Below are 20,460 nucleotides of genomic sequence, written 5' to 3' on the forward strand. Positions count from 1 at the left end.
ATAATCAATATAAAATAATCGGAGTGTATTATATGAATGTAATGCTTATACTTGCTTTTCTTTTTTTTATAGGTTCAGTTTCAGGATGGGTGATGGAATTACTTTTTAGGCGGTTTATATCTTCTGCCAATCCTGAAAGAAAATGGATAAACCCGGGATTTTGCACCGGACCGTATCTTCCAATATACGGCTGTGGGCTGTGCATTATGTATTTGATAGCGTCCATGGAAAAATTTAATATGATAACAGATCCGTTCTGGAACAAAATTGTGTTATTTATTTTCATGTCTGTTTGTATGACGGCAATCGAATACATAGCTGGTATTGTTAGTTTGAAGCATACAAAAGTCCGTTTATGGGATTATACAAAAGAATGGGGAAATATACAGGGTGTTATTTGTCCGAAATTTTCCCTAATATGGGCAATACTCGGGGCGGTATACTATTTCTTTATTCATCCCTATATACTGGATGCATTGAACTGGCTTTCAAATAATTTGGCATTTTCGTTTTTTATAGGTTTGTTTTTTGGGTTCTTTATTATAGATGTGGTTAATTCTGCACAGATTGTGGCAAAGCTCAAAAAATATGCAGAGGAAAACAATGTTGTTGTCCGTTATGAAACTATAAAGGCGGATATAAGAAAACGCTACGATGAAAGAAAGCAAAAATATCATTTTTTCCGTCCTTTCCGTACAGAATTGCCTTTGACGGAACACTTAAATGACTTGTTCAATCAGAATAAAAGAAGAATAAAAAAATAAATTTAAAATAACACAGCCTAAATCATAAAATAGGCTGTGTTATTTTTATCCATCGACAAAAAAGGATTTGATTAAATTTTTTCTTTTATTATTATAGAAATAAAAGAAACGTTAAATTTTAAATATACAAGTTTTATGCAATTTAATAAATTTGTGTTCACAGATTAAGGTTATAATTATATTTAAGGTTTATATTGTATAATAAAAATAAAAGTTGGAGTTAATTTTATTCTAAAAATTTTGTGAAAGTTTTGAGAAACATCCCATAAGATATTTTGCAAAAGAATTATATAATCGAACAATAAGGAATATAATTTTATTTTGTTATTGTTATAGATAATTTAAAAAATATTGTTATAATAAGTTTCGAAGAATTTTAAAATCCTATTTAAGGCTTGCATAATATTTTTAAATTTTACATGTTTTTGGTATTAGACATTATTGAATTTAGGGTATAATAGAGTTGACGGCAACTTAAATTTTGAAAAGGGAAACTAAAAATGAAGAATAAGCATACTTTTGGCGGTATATGTATTTTGTCTTTAGTTTTCATAGCTGTAGGATCTTTTTTGATTGTAAATTATTTAAGCAATCATCTGACTTTTAATAATTACATAGAGGTTGCGCAAACTAATCCAAACAATATAGAAACTTCAGAGGAAGGAACATCATCGCTTCACTCAGGTGAAAATACAGATGTTAATGAAAATCATACAAAAACTACCGAGCCGACAACAGAAGCTAAAAGCTCGTATGTTATAGATGATTTTGAGTCAATAATACAGACACCTGAACTTCCCACAGGTTGCGAAATAACAGCTTTAACAATGGTTCTTAACTATTATGGTTATGATGCAGATAAAGTTGTAATGGCTACAGAGTATCTGCCTATTGCACCGACATATTTCTATTACGACAGCGAAGGTAACTTGTATGGCCCTGACCTTAATAACTACTTTATAGGTGATCCTACCACCACCGGCGGCTATATCTGCGGAACCGTAGCGATTACCACGGCTGCAGATGACTATCTTGAAGATGTGGGAAGCTCAATGAGAGCGGTGGACATGACCGGTTCAACGCCTGAAGAACTTTACCAGCTTGTAAGCGAAGATACCCCAGTGGTTGTGTGGGTAACTATTTACATGGTGGAAAGATCCGGTGTAAGCGGTTGGTATACTGAAAGCGGAGAATACGTTGACTGGAGTACCAGCGACCACGGAGCAGTTCTCATAGGATATTCGGAAGATACTGTAACTATCGCTGACCCGATTTCCGGAATAGTTGAATATGACAGAGCCGCATTTGAAAGCGTATTTGAATCACGTGGCAATAAATGCGTAATATTGGAATGATGATTTCCATATAAAAGTGAAAGCACTATACTCATTGAGGGTATAGTGCTTTTTTATGTATATAAGATTTTTATTTTGGTGAAGAACAGCTTTCACGTTCGATAATTCTGTGAGGAACAATAATCTTTGTTGCCAGCAAATCAGGGTTTTCAATATGATTTATTATCTGTGATGCTGCTTCAATTCCCAACTGCAATGCGTTTATGTCAACGCTTGTAAGCTGAGGATGGCAAAGATGAGATAAAAGAGAATCGTTAAAAGACGCAACAGACAAGTCATCTGGAACTTTGAGTCCCAAAGTATATGCGGTACTTATCAAAAGAGTAGCCAAAACATCATCGCTAGTAACTATTGCGGTCGGTCTGTCTTCAAGTGTAAGGAGCTCTTTTATTTTATCATTGTTGTAATCCGGAATTCCTGAACACTCTACAATGTACTGTGAGTTCATTGGTATAGAATTTTCAGTAAGGGCAAGCATATAGCCGCTTTTTCTGTCTTGGGAAAAATTATATTCCGAGTCGCTTGAAATGTATCCGATTTTTTTGTGGCCTTTGCTTATCAAAAGATTTGTAAGCTCACGGCTTGCCTGAATATTGTCGTTGTCAACATATATTGCGTCGCTTAAATCTTTGGTGGCTTTACCGATAAGCACATAGAGAATACCTTCGGAGTTCAAATATTTAATTACAGGGTCGTCATGGCGTGAATAAAGCAGGATAAAGCCTTCTACACGACCGCCTTTTACCATGGACTGGACGGTTTGTAAAATCTCTTCGTCATTTTGACCTGTGATAATCGTATTCATGTATTGTTTTTGATTGCAGAACAAGCCTATGCCTCGTATTGCTTCAAGGTAGAAAGATTTTTGATAAACATCATAATCGGAAGATGGAAGAAGAATCCCGAAAGTTTTGGAATTTTGAGTTGCAAGGCTTGTTGCCTGAAAATTAGGTTCATATCCAAGTTCTGCCATGGCTTTGCGCACACGTTCTTTTGTACGCTGGCTTATAGAGGGATGATTGCTGCATGTTCTCGAAACAGTTGATGGGGAAACACCTGCAAGTTTTGCTACATCTGAAATTGTTGCCATAATTTGCGCAACTCCTTTATGCAAAAGATTATGAAATAATTATATCTCTTTCAACGAAACTTGTCAAGAAAACGTTGAGTTTTTATGAGGCATTATGGAATGGTTTTATGCGGTTATTAAATATCCAAAATCTAGATTAGTTAAATTGAATAAAAAATATCATTTGTTATTGTAAAAAAGAGAGAAATAGAAAAAAGTACTTGAAAAATAGATTTTGCAGTAGTACAATCAAGTTATGAAAGCGATTGCGTAAATTTGCGCAACGGATTGCACAAATAAAATTAAAGGAGGTTGAAAAGGTGTTTGGGAAAGGTTTCAGGTTGTATTCAGCATCGCTTAAATGCAAAACAGTTCCGTTTAAAATGTTCTTGATGCTTTCTTTTGCATATTTTGCGGGGAAAGAAAGCAGTAAAAAATGTGCAGTCCGGCTGTTTGCGTTGGCGGAAAACACAAATTAAAAGTTTTGTGTTAAAACATGGAAGTAAAACGGAAATAGAAAATGTTTGACTTCTGAATGGTTACATATTATCTAAGAGAGGTAAAGGTTGGTGACAGGTCATGTCAATAGGCAGTAAGACAAAAGAAAAAAACAAAACTGACAAGGCTCTTGATAAAAAAATTAAATCTGCTCAGGAGCAGTCAAAAAAGATTTCAAAGAAAAAATTCGTAAATTTTGAATTTCTGCAAAAATTGGGCAAAGCGATGATGGTTGTTATTGCAGTTATGCCTGCGGCAGGTTTGATGATTTCCTTGGGAAGCATGGTTCAGATTTTCGGAAAAGATAATTCAACAGCTATGTGGATAGGAAACATTGTTTCCAATATCGGATGGGGCGTTATTAACAACCTCAGTCTGTTGTTTGCGGTTGCAATAGGTGGTTCTTGGGCTAAGGAACGTGCAGGCGGAGCATTTGCGGCATCCATTGCATTTATTCTTATCAACCTGCTTACAGGTTCTTTCTTTGGTGTTACAAGCGATATGCTTACAGCAGAGGGAGCAACAACACACACATTGTTCGGACAGGAAATTCCGGTTGCAGATTACTTCACATCTGTTTTGGGAGCACCTGCTCTTAACATGGGTGTATTTATAGGAATTATCTCAGGATTTGTAGGTGCTGTTGTTTACAATAAGTACTACAATTTCAGAAAGCTTCCGGACGCACTTTCATTCTTTAACGGCAAAAGATTTGTTCCGTTGGTTGTAATGGTTTGGTCAGTGGTAATTGCTATTGTTCTTGCAATAGTTTGGCCGCTTATTCAGGGCGGAATCAATTCCTTTGGTATCTGGATTGCAAATTCATCAGAAACATCTCCTATCCTTGCACCGTTTGTTTACGGAACATTGGAAAGATTGCTTCTCCCATTTGGATTGCATCACATGCTGACAATTCCAATGAACTACACATCATTCGGCGGTACATATACAATTCTTACAGGAACAAACGCAGGAACACAGGTATTCGGACAGGATCCATTGTGGCTTGCATGGGTTACAGACCTTGTAAATCTCAAAAATCAGGGCGATATGGCTGGCTATCAGGAACTTTTAACAACTGTTACACCTGCAAGATTTAAGGTTGGACAGATGATAGGCGCAACAGGATTGCTCATAGGTATCGGTGTGGGAATGTACAAGTGCATTGACCCGGATAAGAGAAAGAAATATACTTCAATGTTCCTTTCAACAATCGTTGCAGTTCTTCTTACAGGTGTTACAGAGCCTTTGGAATTTATGTTTATGTTCTGCGCAATTCCTCTTTACATTGTTTATGCTATTCTTCAGGGTATTGCATTTGCCCTTGCAGGAGTTATCCATTTAAGACTTCACTCATTCGGAAACCTTGAGCTTATAAGCAGACTTCCGATGTCATTCAGCGCAGGTCTTGGCTGGGACGTATTCAACTTTGTAATCTGCGTAATAGTATTCTTTGTTGTAGGATATTTCGTATCAAAGTTCATGATTAAGAAATTTAACTTTGCAACTCCGGGAAGACTCGGCAACTATATTGACGATGATGTTCAATCAGAAGACGTTTCCGAAGACCAGAGCAAAGCAAAGACAGGAACCGCAGGAAGCAAGGCTGAAAGAATTATTGCATTGCTTGGCGGAAGAGAAAACATTGTTGATGTTGACGCTTGCATGACAAGACTCCGTGTTACAGTAAAAAATCCTGATTTGGTTGCTGAACTGAGCGACTGGAAAAATGAGGGAGCTTTGGGACTTGTAAGAAAAGACACAGGTATTCAAGCTATATACGGTCCGAAAGCCGATGTTATTAAATCCGATATTCTGGATATTTTGTGATTGTTATGAAAATATTAACTTTAAACTGTCATAGTCTTGAAGAAGAAAACTATCAGGACAAACTTTTAGAATTCGCCCAATGGACTGCAAAGGAAAAACCTGACATAGTTGCTTTGCAGGAGGTTAATCAGTCAATCGAAGCTAAAGCGGTTTCTTCGGAAGCCGCATACGGCTTCACCTCCGACGAAAAGGATTTAATTCTTAAAAGCGACAACCACGCCTATAATTTGGCAAAGCTTTTGAGTGAATTGGGATATCCCATGTACTGGACATGGACGCCGGCAAAAATAGGCTATGGAAAATATCAGGAGGGTTTGGCGATTTTCTCGTCTATGCCATTTAAAAAAACAGCCCAGCGCTATACAACACATTCAAAAGAGTTTGAAAACTGGAAAGTAAGAAAAGCGCTTTCAGTTGTTTGTGATGTAAATGGGAGAGATATGCAGTTTGTTACCGTACATATGGGCTGGTGGGAGGATAAGGAAGAACCTTTCACCGATCAGTGGGAATCACTGGAAAAAATAGTTGAAAAGAATATGGAATGTTTTGTTATGGGTGACTTTAACAGTCCGGCGTCAGTTTCAGGCGGAGGATACGACTATATCACAGCTAAAGGCTGGAATGATACGTATAATCTGGCTGAACTAAAAGATGAGGGTTACACAGTATGCAAAAAAATAGATGGCTGGAAAGATAAAGACACAGACGGCAAAATGAGAATAGATTTTATCTTTACAAACGAAAACACAAACGTGGAAAAATCCGTGGTTGTCTTTAACGGAACTAACGGTAATGTGGTTTCGGATCATTACGGTGTAATGATTACTTTAAAGTGAGAGGTGATTATGTTGAGAGCAAGCGGTATTTTATTGTCAATAAGCAGCCTTCCGTCAATTTACGGAATTGGTTGTTTTTCAAAGGAAGCATATGAATTTGTAGATAAGCTTTGTGAAGCGGGACAAAGCTTTTGGCAGATTCTTCCCTTAGGCCCTACAGGCTACGGCGACAGCCCTTATCAGTCATTTTCAACCTTTGCAGGAAATCCGTATTTTATAGATTTAGAAAAACTTATAAGCAACGGACTTTTGACAAAGGAAGAATGTGACGCTGTTGACTTTGGAGAAGACAACGAAAAAGTCGATTATGGAAAGCTTTACAAAGGAAGATACAAACTTTTGAAAAAAGCTTTTGAAAATTCAAATATAAATGAAAATAACGCATTTAAAGAGTTTCAAAAGGAAAATTCATTCTGGCTTGAAGATTATTCCCTTTTTATGGCAGCGAAAGAAAAATATGATAATCAAAGCTGGCACAACTGGGATAAAGAAATAAGACTCAGAGATAAAGAAGCTTTGGAAAAACTTAAAGAAGAATTAAAAGAACAGATTGATTTTCAAAAGTATATGCAATTTGAGTTCTTTGGCCAATGGAAAGAGCTTAAAAGCTACGCAAATTCCAAAGGCATAAAAATTATCGGAGATATACCTATATATGTATCCCTTGACTCTGCCGATGCATGGGCAAACCCACAGCTTTTTTACCTTGACAGCGACAATAAGCCTACAAGAATTGCCGGATGTCCTCCTGATGGTTTTTCCGCAACAGGACAGCTCTGGGGAAATCCTCTTTATAACTGGAATTACCACAAGGAAACAGGATTTAGCTGGTGGATAAAGAGAATTGAATACTGCTATAAGCTCTACGACATTTTGAGAATAGACCATTTCAGAGGATTTGACGAGTACTACAGTATTCCGTTCGGTGCAACATCAGCCATTGACGGAAGATGGGAAAAAGGCCCTGGCATTGAGCTTTTTAAGGCAGTTGAAGCAAAGCTTGGAAAGAGAGAGGTTATCGCAGAGGATTTGGGATATCTCACCGATTCAGTGAGAAAACTTGTAGACGACTGCGGTTTCCCGGGAATGAAGGTGCTTGAATTTGCCTTTGACTCAAGAGATTCCTCCGGTGCTCAGCACTATTTCCCATACAATTATAAAGAAAACTCTGTTGTGTATACGGGAACACACGACAACGAAACCATTGCGGGATGGTTTAAAAATATAACAGAGGAAGAAAGAAACATGGCAAGGTTGTATCTCAACAACAGATATACCCCTGAAAATGAGATTTACTGGGATTTTGTCTGCCTTGCAATGGCGTCGGTTTCCAAGTGGTGCGTAATTCCAATGCAGGATTATTTGGGACTTGACAACAGCGCAAGAATGAATACACCGTCAACCGTCAGCGTAAACTGGAAATGGAGATTGCCAAAATCAGCTTTTGACAAATCTCTTGCGGAAAAAATATATAGTATCACCGGATGCTATGGAAGACTTCCAAAGGATTAAATTTTTTGGATAAACCAATGTCTGAAAAGGAGATTGATTATGATGAAAATTTATGAAAAACTGAACGATGTCACAAATACAAAATGGAATAAAAAACCGGAAGATTGTACCAATCATGAAATATATTATGCAATGCTTGAAATGACAAACAAGCTGTGCAGAGATTTACCTAAACCTCAGGGTGAAAGAAAGCTCTATTATTTTTCCGCAGAGTTCCTCGTAGGAAAACTTTTGAGCAACAACCTTTTGGCTTTGGGAATATTTGAGGAAACAGAAAAGGTCCTTGAAAGCATGGAAAAAAAGCTCAGTGAAATCGAAGAATATGAGCCGGAGCCATCTTTGGGAAACGGTGGTCTCGGCAGACTTGCAGCGTGTTTTCTCGATTCTATTGCAGCTCTAGGACTTAACGGCGACGGTGTAGGACTTAATTATCATTACGGTCTTTTCAGACAGCGATTTGTAAATAACAATCAGCAGGAAAACCCTGACCCATGGATAGAAAATGAAAGCTGGCTGGAAGATACAGGAGTAAGCTTTGAAGTTCCTTTCGGAGGTTTTACCCAGAAAGCAATTATGAAAGATATACTTGTACCGGGAGCAGGTTCAAAAGTTGCAAACAGACTTCATCTTTTCGATGTGGAAGAACCAAAGGAGTTTGAAAACGGCGGCATAGACTTTGACAAAAACGATATTTCTCATTGTCTTACTTCGTTCCTGTATCCTGACGATAGATATGAAGACGGCAAGCTTCTTAGAGTATATCAACAGTATTTTATGGTATCGGCAGGCGCACAGCTTATACTGAAAGAGCTTGAGGACAACGGATTTTCCTTTGAAAATATTTCAAAGCACGTTGTTATCCAGATAAACGATACCCACCCGTCAATGGTTATTCCTGAGCTTATTAGACTGCTGGTTGAAAAAGGATTGACTATGGATAGGGCTGTTGAAGAGGTTTCCAAGACCTGCGCATACACAAACCATACAATTTTGGCAGAAGCTTTGGAAAAGTGGCCTATTTCATATATTGAAAAGGTAGCTCCTCAGATTGTTCCGATAATCAAAGAGCTTGACGCAAGAGCACGAAAAGTAACCAAAGATAACAGTGTTGAAATTATCCACGACGGATGGCTTGTAAATATGGCTCATATGGATATGCATTTCGGTTTTTCAGTAAACGGTGTTGCTTATCTGCACACTGAGATACTGAAAAATACTGAGCTTAATAATTTTTACAAGCTCTATCCTGAAAAATTCAACAACAAGACAAACGGAATTACATTCAGAAGATGGCTTCAGGTTTGCAATCAGGATTTATCAGAGCTTATTACAGAATATATAGGGGACAGCTGGAAAAACGACGCCGAAGACCTTAAAAAACTTATGGATTATTCCGAGGATGAGGAGTTTTTAAATAAATTACTTGAGGTAAAGCATAAGAACAAAATCAGACTTAAAGAACAGCTTTTGAAAACAAGCGGTGTGGAGATAGACGAAAATTCTATTTACGACATTCAAGTAAAAAGACTCCACGAGTACAAAAGACAGCAGATGAATTTGCTCTATGTAATTTATAAGTATATAAAGATTAAAAACGGCGAAATTCCAAAACGTCCTATTACAGTTATTTTCGGAGCAAAGGCGGCGCCAGCATACGATATGGCGAAAAATATAATTCATCTTATTTTGTGTATGCAGTCTTTAATAGAAAATGACCCAAGTGTAAACAAGTGGCTTAAAGTCGGTATGATAGAAAACTATAACGTAACATGGGCGCAGAGCTTAATTCCTGCCTGTGATATTTCAGAACAGATTTCCTTGGCTTCAAAAGAGGCAAGCGGAACCGGAAACATGAAGTTCATGGCAAACGGTGGAATTACTCTGGGAACCATGGACGGCGCAAATGTTGAAATAGCTCAGCTTGTTGGAGAAGATAATATTTATACCTTTGGAAAATCAAGTGACGAAGTTATAGAGCTTTACAAAAACTCATCTTACAGAGCAGTTGATTTCTATCATAAGCCGGAGCTTGAATATCTTGTTGACTTTATAGTATCACCTGAACTTTTGTCCATCGGAAATCCTCAAATGCTCTCAGCACTTTGGCGCAATATAAAGTACGAAGACTACTTCAAAGCTCTTCTTGATACAGAAGAATACATCAAAGTTAGAGAAAAGGCCTATGAGGATTATGAAGACAGAATTTCATGGGCAAAGAAGATGACTGCAAATATCGCAAATTCCGGATATTTCTCATCTGACAGAACAATTTCCGAATACAATAAGGATATTTGGAAGCTGAAATAATATTTGATAACACCATATTCATCTAACCTCACTCAATATAGAAAATCCGAGAACAATTTTGCCGCTGTTCTCGGATTTTTCTCACTTGTGTTCTTTTGTTTTTGTGGTAAAATGTTATTAAATAAGAATATCGGAGGGAAAAATGAAAGAAGAAAAAATATTCGGTATGTCATTTGCAAAGGTTTACCCGTTGCTTATAGCTAAAGTAGAAAAGAAAGGACGTACCAAAGCAGAGCTTAATGAGGTTACCTGCTGGCTAACAGGATACAGCATAGAAAATTTAGATGAACTTATGAAAAGCGATATAACCTACGGTGATTTCTTTTTAAAAGCACCAAACTTAAATCCGGATAGAAAGCTTATAACAGGTACAATATGCGGAGTGCGTGTGGAGAATATTGAAAATCCTCTTATGCAGGAAATCAGATATCTGGATAAATTGGCTGATGAACTTGCAAAGGGAAAAGCACTGGAAAAAGTTATTCGCAAACCGAAATAAAGTATTGTATTTTCAAAAAATATAGTATATAATATTATCCGCATCAATAAGATGCCGACAGTTCGTTTGTACCATCCTGTCGTTAAACAAAACCAGGACTGCTATTCATATTTTGTAATGATAGTGGCTTTGCGTTTTGCAAAGCCATTTTCTTTCTGTGAAAGTGGTTTTGTGTTTTGTAAAAACTATTTTTTCGGAGGAATAAAAATGAATAGTGAAATTTTACAATCAACACAACAGACCAAAACAATCAGAGCTTGGATTAAAAAAGAAAAAGAAGAAACTGCTATATTGCTCAGATGCATACCTGCAACGGTGGTTTCTCTTTTTGTTGTCAGCGTTATATGCATGAATTTGCTTGCAAATAAGACATTGGTTCAAACAGAGTGGATTGCTTTGGACGGCGGTATTTTAATATCCTGGCTTTCATTTATGTGCATGGATATTATAACCAAGCATTTTGGACCGAAGGCCTCAAATAAAATTGCGGTTCTTGCGGCGGCTATAAATCTGCTTACCTGTTTGATTTTTTATATAGCCAGCGTAATTCCATCAAATGCAGCAGACTACACTGCCTTAAATGGAATTTTAGGCGGCACATGGTTTATTCTTTTTGGCAGTACGGTTGCGTTTTTGGCGTCTGCTGTGATAAACAATTTTTTAAACTGGACTATAGGAAAAGCTTTTAAGAATAATCCGGACAGCAAACGAGCATTTGCGGCGCAGACCTATATATCTACCTTTTTAGGTCAGTTTATGGACAATTTTATATTTGCAATTATTGTCTTTGTGTTTTTTGCGCCAATATTCTGGGACGGATTTCACTGGACAATTGTGCAGTGCGCAATGTGTTCTTTGACAGGAGCTGTGGCAGAATTGTTTATGGAGATAGTTTTTTCACCTATTGGATATAAGATTGTAAAGAGATGGCATAAGTATAATGTGGGACAGGAGTATCTCACCTATATGAAAGTGGGTCAATAATATGAAAATACTTGTAACCGGAACATCACAGGGCATAGGGAAAGCCATTGCCGAGTTGTTTTTAAAAGAAGAACATGATGTTATCGGAATTGACAGACAAAAATCTGAAATTGAACATAAATGCTATACACATCATCAGCTTGACGTCCGTGATTACGATAATTTACCGGAGATAAGCGGTGTGAATATTTTAATAAACAATGCGGGAACACAAAACGAAGATGATATAGATATAAATCTGAAAGCACTTATTCATATCACCGAAAAATACGGTGTTCAAGGAGATATACGTTCTATATTAAATATCGGTTCCGCAAGCGCACATACAGGTTCGGAATTTCCGGAATACTGCGCAAGTAAGGGCGGAGTTTTGGCATATACAAAGAATGTGGCAATGCGTGTGGCAAATTTTGGAGCGACCTGTAACAGTCTTGACCCGGGCGGTGTTCTGACGCCTCTTAATGAATGTGTAATGAATGACGAAGAGCTTTGGGCTCAGATTATGGATGAAACACCTTTGAAAAAGTGGGCAACACCTGAAGAAATTGCACAATGGGCGTATTTTTTAACAGTTACAAACACATTTTGCACAGGTCAAAGCATAGTAGTAGACGGCGGAGAGTCTATAAAACATAATTTTATTTGGAAAGATTAAATGATTTATATCACAAAATTAGAAACGCATCGGAGAACAGTTTTCTTCGATGCGTTTTGCTGTTAATGGTATTTTTGGCAGAAAAGATTGTTTTTCTATTATTATGTATTTGAAGAGATTGAGTTTTTTATGTTTAATTGAGATATGTTTTTATGTTTCGTCTTTGACTGTTACGGTTATATATCTTTCTGTTGGATACTGGGAAAGCACATACAAATAATCTGAATTTTTCAGATAATCATATACATCAAAGAAAGGTATATTTTCAGAGCCGTTATAACAATAGGGAAGATGATATGTCTTTGTTTCACCTTTTTCCAATGATATTCCTTGAATGATTTGCGGTTGTTCATACAATGCACCGAAGAGGTTTTGTTCTATAACAAGACTTGAAAGATCAGATAAAAGTGTGTATGTTGAAGGATTTATAGGATTTTCAGAATTTATATTGGAAAATTCTACTTCTAAATCTATAACATAGCTTGCAACCTCGTATTCAGGAAGCGGCAAATCTTCTTGTTTTATCCCATATTTTTCCATATAATCTTGAGAAGTCATCAATGAGGCACTTTTTATGTTGACTGTGTATCCTATGAGAGAATCCATAGGTTTAAATAAAAAATCATCTGTGTATTCTATTGTTTCTCCCATAGGATAATATACCTTAGGTATAGGTGTTGCGGTAATGTTTACGTACACAATTCGGGAAATCACACCAACAAAGAGGGCAATAATAAAAATCAGAAATATAAGTTTTCTTTTTTTCATCTTCATCACTCCTCTACATTGAAATGGTCTGTGAGCTTTCCTTGTTCAAGCACATATATCTCCTCGCTCAGCTCCTTGAGGATATCTATATCGTGACATGATATTATAACCAGCGCACCTTCTTCTCTTTTCTGGACAATAAGCTCCTTTACCGTTGTAATTCCGTCGCTGTCCAGAGCATTTGTAGGCTCGTCCAAAACAATGATATCGGGACTTTCCATAAGGGCACAGGCTATTCCGAGGCGCTGTTTCATGCCCAGAGAATATTTTTTATAATGCTTTTTGTCATCAGGGTTCAACCCAACAGCTCTGATAATATCTTTTATTTGGTAGTCCTTAACAATATTCTTTATGGAAGCCAGCATTTTCAGGTTTTCAAATCCGGAATAGCCGTCGAGAAAAGCCGGATTTTCAATAAGTATGCCGACGCTTTCAGGGAAAGAAATATCCTTATGAAGAACTTTTCCGTTTATGGTTATTTTTCCATCTGTCGGCTTTATAAGTCCGCAAATCAAACGCATAAGCATAGTTTTTCCGGAACCGTTTATACCTTTAAAGCCAACTATTTTGGGAGATGTCAGGGTAAGGGTAATGTTGTCTATTACCTTGTTTCCCTTAATTGTTTTTACAAGGTTTTCAATTTTAATTTCTGTCATAAGCTATCACTATTCTTTCTCTAAAATCTCATAACGGTTAAACAGAACCGTGCTGACCACAATAGAAAATACTATTATTGAAGCCATGATTACAACCCCAACGATAGGGTTAACTCCATTTGAAATAAAGCATATACTTCGCTGAGTCATTGCATAGTTTCCTATCATAAATGGACTTACATAATAAGCAGAAACCATAAATATTGCGGTTACCGCAATTATACTGGCGAAAGGTCTTATTATCAAGGTTAAAAGCATTTGCAAAAGACACATCGCTATTGCAAATATAAACGGAAGTACAAATACAGTGAGAACCATGTATAAAGGTTCAGGTGATAAGTTGAATCCCTCGGGTATTCCGTATCTCAAAAGTGTCGCAAAAACCTCAGGTTTAACAGTAAGCTCAAATTTTAAACCAAAGGAAAAAGCAAAGATAAAAATGCTAAGTGCGGCAGTAAAAAAATAGACTATGCATATACAAATGGTTGTTACACATTTAGAAAGCCACCAGACCGTCCTTGATGTGCTTGCAATCAGTACATTTTTTCCGTAGCCCATAATGTCATTGTACGGATAGTAGAGAGTAAAAAATAAAAGCAAAACAAAAATTACCATCCACATCATGGGAAAAGCAAAGGATTCGTCGCCGCTAGGGATATATTCTTTCATGCCATTGAAAATAAACATAACCATTTCAGTAATTGTAACATCTTTAATGGATATATCGGAATTTAAGATTCTCATATAGGCATCAAGTAAAAACCAGCAGAATACAAAAAAGGTAAGTATGTAGTTTTTATACTTTTTTATGATGGTGTTTTTTAAGTCGTATTTAAGTATTTTAAAAAACATCTTTTTTCATCCCTTTAAAAAATATCGTTCCGGCAGTTAAAATTAAAAATATACCGTATACTAAGATTAAATATTCCAATACTCTATATGTGTTGCTAAGCCCGTTTATAAGGTAAAGAGGATCCATCTCTCCCCAGAAAAAATTTTTTAAGAATACTGAGCATACATATGAATACAAAAAAGAGAATACAAAAGGAAAAAGCGTTACAATATATTTGTTTGTGGTAAACATTGAAACCGCCATAGCAAATGTGGCAAACAGACCGCCCAATATAAAATGAAATATGAGAATAATCACCATGTATAATGCCGGAGCTTTATAAAATAAATTGGCAAAGGCAAACGCCGGGAGTTCCGCATAGTATATACTTTCATAAATATTTGGCATACGAAATGGCATAAAGCAGGCAAGTGTTAAAATATTCACTAAAATCGGAATAAGCACCACAAGCCCTCCGGAGATAAATGTGGCAAAATACTTGGAGGTAAGATACTTCAATTTACTTGTACGGGTAATAATGCTTTTAATATATCCGCTTCTCACGTCGCTGCTGTATGACCAGCCGTAGGCAAGCACACAGATAAGGGGAATAAAGCGATAAAACATGGCAGGAGTTATACTGGTAAAGTCACGGTAAACCGTATTGACATAAGTGTTGTCAAAAGTGGCAGACATTACATTATATCCAAATCCTGAAAAGATATCCAAATCCTTTTTGCTTGACTGAATCTCATATACGGCACTCAATACAGTTAGTACAACAGCAAAGGCTATTACCAACCAAAATAATTTACCTTTAAATACTTTTTTCATTTCTATTTTAAATATTGCCATCATGAGCCCTCCTTGGATAGATTCAGATTGACATAATATTTTTGTTCATTTGAAACTAAAATCTTGGAAATCTGCAAGTAAAACGGAAGATTGGCTCTTTCATCAGGAACGGCATAGAGAACTTTTAGATTTAATTCCTGTCCCTCTATAAGATCAAAATAAAGATACTGAGTACTGGAATCTGTATAGTGTTCTCCTCCGTCAACTATGGTGTAATCAAAAACAACCTCGGTGTCAGGAAATCTGTCCCATGTGCCGCTTTGTTCACCTGTTTCGGAGGAATACAATTCAATCATACTGTTTATGCCTGAAAGTTTGTCATTTCCTTTTATAAGCTGTCCTTTCAGGTTTTCGTCTGTATAAAGAAAGGTATAATCTAAAAGCAGAAATACGTAGCCGCTGTTAAAATCCTTTTTTTTGACAACACATTCTTCATCTTCTGAATATCCTGTTTCCTCGAAAGAACTAAAAATCTTTGCGTCGTTCACAGTTACGGTAATATGATTATCAAGTTTGACAGGCTCTGCAAATGAAACTTCAATCATGTCGGAAGATTCAGAGGCGTTATTTTCATTACCTGAGGTTTCACCGTTTGACTGTGGTTCTTTATCTTTGCTGAGTATGGATGTCATATCACATCCGGATAAAACTAAAAGTCCAACCAATAAAACGGAAATAAACACAAAAATTCGTCTTTTTACCATAGAAAATACCTCTTTTCATTGCAGGCGCTGTACGCAAAGATTTGCGCACAGCGCCTGTTTTATTACATTTTAAAATTCATTTGAATCAGGGCTCCATGCTCCATAAATAGATCTTGTGTATGTACCGGAATTTTTTACACCAATAATCCAAAGAAAAAACACATGTATAAAAACACGGACAATGTTTTTTAATCTAAAACTTTGTCAATTATAATAAATATATAAAAACAATTAACCTTAATAAAAATTTTTATTTTTTATGCATTTATATTATCATACATAATTTTTAATGTCAATACTGTATTTGTAAAAAAGTTAAAAAAATCCAAAATATTATATACTTTTGTGCTTATAAAGAAAATATATATTTAGTTTTTTTATAAATGATTTATATAAAATAAAACAATTTGAAATATAACGATATAATGCACGTTTAAACTCGTGATATTATAATAAATTCTTAAATTTTATTTTTAATGCTTACAGAGAAATAATAAAATGCAATCAATAATCAAACCCGACGAATAGGTATTTTAAATAAATGAACTCTATACAATTAAATCAGATAAATAGTTGTTGCAAGAATTGCGTAATACACATTACGCTTAATGTTGAATTTATAAAATTCAGATGAGAAGCGGAAGTATCAGATTTTGTATAGACTTGGTGCAGATGTGTATGAACAGAGTAAAGCTTTGTTTTGACAAACAATCAGCTTTTTATGATAGTTATATTTTTTGATTGTATTCTTGAAATTTTGTGATAGAATAGTATTATTGATGGTAATAAGGTTACATTTTGCAAAATTAAAGTAATAACTTTATTGTTGACTTATATATTTAAATAATTTTTATATTTACGGAAAATAGAGAGGTGCGGTATGACATTCGATGAAAGAATAAAAAAATACGATATAAATTTTAATGACACAGAAGATGACATAGTCGAGTATATACAAAAACATAGAAAAGATATTATGAAGCTTTCTATACAAAAGATGGCAAAGGAATTGTACATAGCTCCCAATGTGACGGCTCAAGGATTTGTTTCTGGGTTTTATTTCATTTTGTATTGCAAATTTTAATTCTGCAAAGCCGCTGTAACCTAACTTTTTGAAAGACGCATAGTCAGCTTATGGAAATGCTTCCTAATAACATTGTAAGAACCCTTGATATAATTGATGAACACGAAGTTGAAAAAGTAGCTTCTGTCATAAGAAAGGCACACAGCTGTATTTTTGCAGGAGTGGGAGATTCCAGTTATTTTTGTGAGCTTCTTGTTAAAAATATGAGATGCATTGATTATAACGTGCAGTATTATCCTCAGATACATGATATGATATATTCTGTTGAACACGGATGCAGTGAGGACGCATTGATAATTATCAGTGCCAGGGGAGAAAATGAAAGACTTGTAAAACTTGCAAAAAGAGGAAAGTACCGGCTCCGATGAAAATAAGACATATTCAAAAACAATAGTAGCTGTAACAGCCTGTCCTGCGGGTATTGCACATACATATATGGCGGCTGAAGCACTTGTAAAAGCCGGTGAAGAGCTTGGAGTGAAAGTATACGTTGAGAAGCAGGGCGCAAACGGTGTTGAGGACAGACACACAGCCGAAAGACTTGCAAATGCAGACGCTGCTATCTTTGCCGTTGACGTAGCCGTAAAGGAAAGTGAAAGATTTAATCATCTTCCGGTTTTCAAGACTAAGGTTGCTGAGCCTATCAGAAACGGCAAAAAGGTTATAGAGGATGCTCTTAAAAAGGCGGAAACCTTTGAAAAATCAGAGTATGTGGCAAAAGATGAACCGGAGGAAAAAAATACATTGTTTTCGGATATCAAAAAATCAGTTCTTACCGGTATATCATATATTATTCCTATCATCGTTGCAGGCGGTATGATAAACGCCTTTGCTATACTTATCACACAGGTATTCGGCCTTCAGGATATTATGGCAGCTGAACAGTCATGGCTGTGGTGCTTTAAGTCTATGGGCGGACAGATGCTTGGAACCATTATGATTCCCGTGCTTTCAGCCTACATGGCATATTCTTTGGGCGATAAGACAGCCCTTGCTCCGGGCTTTGCGGCAGGTATTGCAGCCAACATTATCGGCGGCGGCTTCCTTTGCGGTATGCTTGGAGGTATTATAGCAGGTTATACAGTACGTTTCCTGAGAAAGACAATTCCTGCAAAGGGAACTTTGGCAGGCTTCGTTTCCTTCTGGGTATATCCTGTACTCAGCACAATTATTGTAGGAATAGGTATTTTCCTTATACTTGGAAAACCGGTTGCATGGATAAATACGGTTCTTATTGATTTCCTTGGCTCAATGAGCGGTTCAAACGGCGCTATTTTGGGAGCTATTCTGGGAATCATGTTTGGAATTAAACGCTGTATGTTTTGGAGGGGAACATCAGAGCGCATGGGTTCCGATAAAACAGAATTTTTCTGGGAAGGCGACGACAATTCAAAGGTTACGGTTCAGCTTTTGCCTTTGGGATATGCTATTGGAAAATATCTTCCTGCTGACCACGAAGCATTAAAGCAGAGAATGGATAAATATCTTCCGGTTCTTGACAGGGGAGCCACAACAGAGCATATTCTGCTTCCCAACGGTCATGACCAAATGCCGGTTCAGAAAAATATTTTTGATGTTATGAAATCCATCGAGGAATGTTATCCGGGAAGAGTTACAAAAATAAGCAGGTACGAAGAGATTTTTGATATAATAGAAAAGAATAAAAACCTTGATACTTTAAAGGGCGAGTTTTTGGACGGAAAATATATGCGTGTTCACCGCAGTATTTATTCCTCCAGAGCAGACCTTAAATCTTCAAATACACGCATCGAAAATAAGATCACAAACATATTGGAGCCTTTGGCAAGTATTGCTTATTCACTGGGATTTGATTATCATCACGGTCTTATCAAGGCAATCTGGAAAGAGCTTATGAAAAATCATGCCCACGATTCCATTGGCTGCTGCTGCAGCGACAAGGTTCACAGAGCAATCGCAGATAGATTTTTCCTTGCAGAGGACAGAACAGACTGTCTTATAGAATTTTACAAGAGAAAAATAACCGACGCTATGAGCTGTGACATTACCCTTGATAAGCTTGTTGTATTTAATACTTTGCCATATGCAAGAAATGAGGTTGTAACCGGAGAGATAATCACAAAAATGAAGGGCTTTGTCCTTGAGGATGAAAAGGGAAACCGTCCTGATTTTGAGATACTTTCCAGTGAAATAGTGAATGCGGGACTTATCGACAGACAGATAGTTCATTACGGCGATTATGACCCGTTTGTAAAATACACAGTTGCTTTCATGGATGAAATACCTTCAATGGGATTTAAAACCTATTTTGTTAAGAAAACCGAAACGGAATTTACGGCTTTGGAGAAAAACACTCTTGTTGAAAAGAAGGAGAATGTTTTGGAAAATTCATTCTACAAAATCACTGTTGAAGATAACGGAACTCTCACTGTATTTGATAAAAATTCAGAAAAGAGTTACAGCAATGTTCTTATGCTTGAGGACGGAAGCGATGACGGAGACGGATATGACTTTTCACCTCTTGAGAACGACTTTGTTTTGACCAGCGAAAACTCAAAGGCTCAGAGAACCGTCAGCAAAAGTGAAAATATTTCAAAAGCGGTTATCACAGTAGATATGGACGTACCGAAAAATCTTGAAAGCAGAAAAGCTAAGCTTGCCGACGGAAAAATCTCTGTGGAATTTACCGTTATGTGTGATGTAAACAATCCACTTCTTGGAGAAAGGGGAGCCACATTTACCTTTGGAGCTCAAAAGGGAGGAACTCAGGAAATTCTTGAGAGGCTTGAAAAAGGTATGAAAAATTATGCCGGTGTAGTTGAAGCTGCATTGGGAAAATCAAACAGAGAAATAAGCGGAGCAGGAGCTGCAGGAGGACTAGGATTTGCACTTGTGACATTTCTAAATGCAAAGCTTAAACCTGGTATTGACGTTGTTTTGGACTTAATAAACTTTGATGAAAAGCTTTCCTCTGCTTCCCTTGTTATAACAGGGGAGGGAAGAATGGACTGGCAGTCATCTTTCGGAAAAGTACCATCAGGCATAGGCGAAAGATGCAGAAAAGCGGGAGTCCCTGCTGTTGCCATAGTGGGTGGACTGTTTCAGGGTTATGAAAGTATATATAAAACAGGAATTGAAACAGTAGTAACCACCGTAAACGGTATTATGACAATTGATGAAGCTATAGACAGATGCGAAGAATTATATGAAGATGCTGCATACAGACTTTTAAAATCACTGAAGTGCGGAATGGAAATATCTTCTGTATATTAA

18 protein-coding genes are annotated in these 20,460 nt (G+C 36.6%); 12 read left to right on the forward strand and 6 right to left on the reverse strand.

Going from position 1 to position 20,460, the window contains the following annotated elements; translation table 11 throughout:
- Positions 1 to 41 precede the first annotated feature (41 nt).
- Positions 42 to 764 (forward strand): putative ABC transporter permease, encoded by a 723-nt coding sequence (locus CGICJO_RS08975; protein WP_486500014.1) that lies wholly within the window; start codon positions 42 to 44, stop codon positions 762 to 764.
- Positions 765 to 1,264: 500 nt separating this feature from the next.
- On the forward strand, positions 1,265 to 2,119 hold the full coding sequence (locus CGICJO_RS08980) for a C39 family peptidase (protein ID WP_486498630.1): 855 nt from the start codon (positions 1,265 to 1,267) through the stop codon (positions 2,117 to 2,119).
- A gap of 70 nt (positions 2,120 to 2,189) precedes the next feature.
- On the opposite strand, the gene CGICJO_RS08985 is transcribed toward CGICJO_RS08980, so the two are convergent.
- Positions 2,190 to 3,209 (reverse strand): LacI family DNA-binding transcriptional regulator, encoded by a 1,020-nt coding sequence (locus CGICJO_RS08985; RefSeq protein ID WP_442856043.1) that lies wholly within the window; start codon positions 3,207 to 3,209, stop codon positions 2,190 to 2,192.
- Between the two features lie 702 nt (positions 3,210 to 3,911).
- Between CGICJO_RS08985 and CGICJO_RS08990 the strand changes: the two genes are divergently transcribed.
- The 7 genes from CGICJO_RS08990 (at position 3,912) to CGICJO_RS09020 (ending at position 12,309) form a co-directional block, all read left to right on the forward strand.
- The gene (locus CGICJO_RS08990) at positions 3,912 to 5,516 is read left to right on the forward strand and encodes a PTS transporter subunit IIBC (protein ID WP_486500015.1); all 1,605 of its coding nucleotides are present in this window, start codon (positions 3,912 to 3,914) and stop codon (positions 5,514 to 5,516) included.
- A gap of 5 nt (positions 5,517 to 5,521) precedes the next feature.
- Positions 5,522 to 6,352, forward strand: coding sequence for an endonuclease/exonuclease/phosphatase family protein (locus CGICJO_RS08995; protein WP_486498631.1), 831 nt, complete (start codon positions 5,522 to 5,524; stop codon positions 6,350 to 6,352).
- 9 nt (positions 6,353 to 6,361) lie between these two features.
- Positions 6,362 to 7,864 carry a 4-alpha-glucanotransferase gene (gene malQ / locus CGICJO_RS09000; protein WP_486498632.1) on the forward strand — a complete coding sequence of 501 codons (1,503 nt, stop codon included), beginning with the start codon at positions 6,362 to 6,364 and terminating at the stop codon, positions 7,862 to 7,864.
- A gap of 39 nt (positions 7,865 to 7,903) precedes the next feature.
- The gene (locus CGICJO_RS09005; protein WP_486498633.1) at positions 7,904 to 10,171 is read left to right on the forward strand and encodes a glycogen/starch/alpha-glucan phosphorylase; all 2,268 of its coding nucleotides are present in this window, start codon (positions 7,904 to 7,906) and stop codon (positions 10,169 to 10,171) included.
- A gap of 142 nt (positions 10,172 to 10,313) precedes the next feature.
- Positions 10,314 to 10,670: a DUF2200 domain-containing protein gene (locus tag CGICJO_RS09010; RefSeq protein ID WP_486498634.1), complete on the forward strand. Its 357-nt coding sequence runs from the start codon at positions 10,314 to 10,316 to the stop codon at positions 10,668 to 10,670.
- A gap of 207 nt (positions 10,671 to 10,877) precedes the next feature.
- Positions 10,878 to 11,654: a VUT family protein gene (locus CGICJO_RS09015; RefSeq protein WP_087375867.1), complete on the forward strand. Its 777-nt coding sequence runs from the start codon at positions 10,878 to 10,880 to the stop codon at positions 11,652 to 11,654.
- Between the two features lies 1 nt (position 11,655).
- The gene (locus tag CGICJO_RS09020) at positions 11,656 to 12,309 is read left to right on the forward strand and encodes an SDR family NAD(P)-dependent oxidoreductase (protein ID WP_486498635.1); all 654 of its coding nucleotides are present in this window, start codon (positions 11,656 to 11,658) and stop codon (positions 12,307 to 12,309) included.
- A gap of 150 nt (positions 12,310 to 12,459) precedes the next feature.
- Here the strand turns inward: CGICJO_RS09020 and CGICJO_RS09025 are convergent, their stop codons facing one another.
- Genes CGICJO_RS09025 through CGICJO_RS09045 form a run of 5 tightly spaced genes read right to left on the reverse strand, consistent with a single transcriptional unit; the run spans position 12,460 to position 16,124 of the window.
- Positions 12,460 to 13,077, reverse strand: a complete 618-nt coding sequence (locus CGICJO_RS09025; RefSeq protein ID WP_486498636.1) for a DUF5028 domain-containing protein — start codon at positions 13,075 to 13,077, stop codon at positions 12,460 to 12,462.
- A gap of 5 nt (positions 13,078 to 13,082) precedes the next feature.
- Entirely contained in the window at positions 13,083 to 13,733 is a 651-nt protein-coding gene (locus CGICJO_RS09030) for an ABC transporter ATP-binding protein (protein ID WP_486498637.1), read from the reverse strand.
- Between the two features lie 9 nt (positions 13,734 to 13,742).
- The gene (locus tag CGICJO_RS09035; protein ID WP_486498638.1) at positions 13,743 to 14,585 is read right to left on the reverse strand and encodes a DUF2705 family protein; all 843 of its coding nucleotides are present in this window, start codon (positions 14,583 to 14,585) and stop codon (positions 13,743 to 13,745) included.
- Complete coding sequence (locus CGICJO_RS09040) at positions 14,575 to 15,420, reverse strand: hypothetical protein (protein WP_486498639.1); 846 nt, start codon at positions 15,418 to 15,420, stop codon at positions 14,575 to 14,577. The genes CGICJO_RS09035 and CGICJO_RS09040 overlap by 11 nt, the downstream gene beginning before the upstream one ends.
- Entirely contained in the window at positions 15,420 to 16,124 is a 705-nt protein-coding gene (locus tag CGICJO_RS09045; RefSeq protein ID WP_486498640.1) for a hypothetical protein, read from the reverse strand. Before CGICJO_RS09045 ends, CGICJO_RS09040 begins: the two co-directional genes overlap by 1 nt.
- Before the next feature lie 880 nt (positions 16,125 to 17,004).
- Between CGICJO_RS09045 and CGICJO_RS09050 the strand changes: the two genes are divergently transcribed.
- The 3 genes from CGICJO_RS09050 to CGICJO_RS09060 are packed head-to-tail and all read left to right on the forward strand — an operon-like array spanning position 17,005 to position 20,460.
- On the forward strand, positions 17,005 to 17,208 hold the full coding sequence (locus CGICJO_RS09050; protein WP_486498641.1) for a hypothetical protein: 204 nt from the start codon (positions 17,005 to 17,007) through the stop codon (positions 17,206 to 17,208).
- A gap of 50 nt (positions 17,209 to 17,258) precedes the next feature.
- Complete coding sequence (locus CGICJO_RS09055) at positions 17,259 to 17,576, forward strand: SIS domain-containing protein (protein WP_486498642.1); 318 nt, start codon at positions 17,259 to 17,261, stop codon at positions 17,574 to 17,576.
- Positions 17,545 to 20,460 (forward strand): glycerate kinase, encoded by a 2,916-nt coding sequence (locus CGICJO_RS09060; protein WP_486498643.1) that lies wholly within the window; start codon positions 17,545 to 17,547, stop codon positions 20,458 to 20,460. Before CGICJO_RS09055 ends, CGICJO_RS09060 begins: the two co-directional genes overlap by 32 nt.

This window comes from Candidatus Limousia pullorum (assembly GCF_057405065.1).

Bases quoted from the DNA above. Each gene is read 5' to 3' on its own strand.
- CGICJO_RS08985 (WP_442856043.1), bottom strand. From the start codon at position 3,209: ATGGCAACAATTTCAGATGTAGCAAAACTTGCAGGTGTTTCCCCATCA.
- CGICJO_RS09040 (WP_486498639.1), bottom strand. From the start codon at position 15,420: ATGGCAATATTTAAAATAGAAATGAAAAAAGTATTTAAAGGTAAATTA.
- CGICJO_RS09010 (WP_486498634.1), top strand. From the start codon at position 10,314: ATGAAAGAAGAAAAAATATTCGGTATGTCATTTGCAAAGGTTTACCCG.
- CGICJO_RS09020 (WP_486498635.1), top strand. From the start codon at position 11,656: ATGAAAATACTTGTAACCGGAACATCACAGGGCATAGGGAAAGCCATT.
- CGICJO_RS09015 (WP_087375867.1), top strand. From the start codon at position 10,878: ATGAATAGTGAAATTTTACAATCAACACAACAGACCAAAACAATCAGA.
- malQ (WP_486498632.1), top strand. From the start codon at position 6,362: ATGTTGAGAGCAAGCGGTATTTTATTGTCAATAAGCAGCCTTCCGTCA.
- CGICJO_RS09030 (WP_486498637.1), bottom strand. From the start codon at position 13,733: ATGACAGAAATTAAAATTGAAAACCTTGTAAAAACAATTAAGGGAAAC.
- CGICJO_RS09025 (WP_486498636.1), bottom strand. From the start codon at position 13,077: ATGAAAAAAAGAAAACTTATATTTCTGATTTTTATTATTGCCCTCTTT.
- CGICJO_RS09035 (WP_486498638.1), bottom strand. From the start codon at position 14,585: ATGTTTTTTAAAATACTTAAATACGACTTAAAAAACACCATCATAAAA.
- CGICJO_RS09050 (WP_486498641.1), top strand. From the start codon at position 17,005: ATGACATTCGATGAAAGAATAAAAAAATACGATATAAATTTTAATGAC.
- CGICJO_RS08995 (WP_486498631.1), top strand. From the start codon at position 5,522: ATGAAAATATTAACTTTAAACTGTCATAGTCTTGAAGAAGAAAACTAT.
- CGICJO_RS08975 (WP_486500014.1), top strand. From the start codon at position 42: ATGCTTATACTTGCTTTTCTTTTTTTTATAGGTTCAGTTTCAGGATGG.
- CGICJO_RS08990 (WP_486500015.1), top strand. From the start codon at position 3,912: ATGATGGTTGTTATTGCAGTTATGCCTGCGGCAGGTTTGATGATTTCC.
- CGICJO_RS09045 (WP_486498640.1), bottom strand. From the start codon at position 16,124: ATGGTAAAAAGACGAATTTTTGTGTTTATTTCCGTTTTATTGGTTGGA.
- CGICJO_RS09005 (WP_486498633.1), top strand. From the start codon at position 7,904: ATGATGAAAATTTATGAAAAACTGAACGATGTCACAAATACAAAATGG.
- CGICJO_RS08980 (WP_486498630.1), top strand. From the start codon at position 1,265: ATGAAGAATAAGCATACTTTTGGCGGTATATGTATTTTGTCTTTAGTT.
- CGICJO_RS09055 (WP_486498642.1), top strand. From the start codon at position 17,259: ATGGAAATGCTTCCTAATAACATTGTAAGAACCCTTGATATAATTGAT.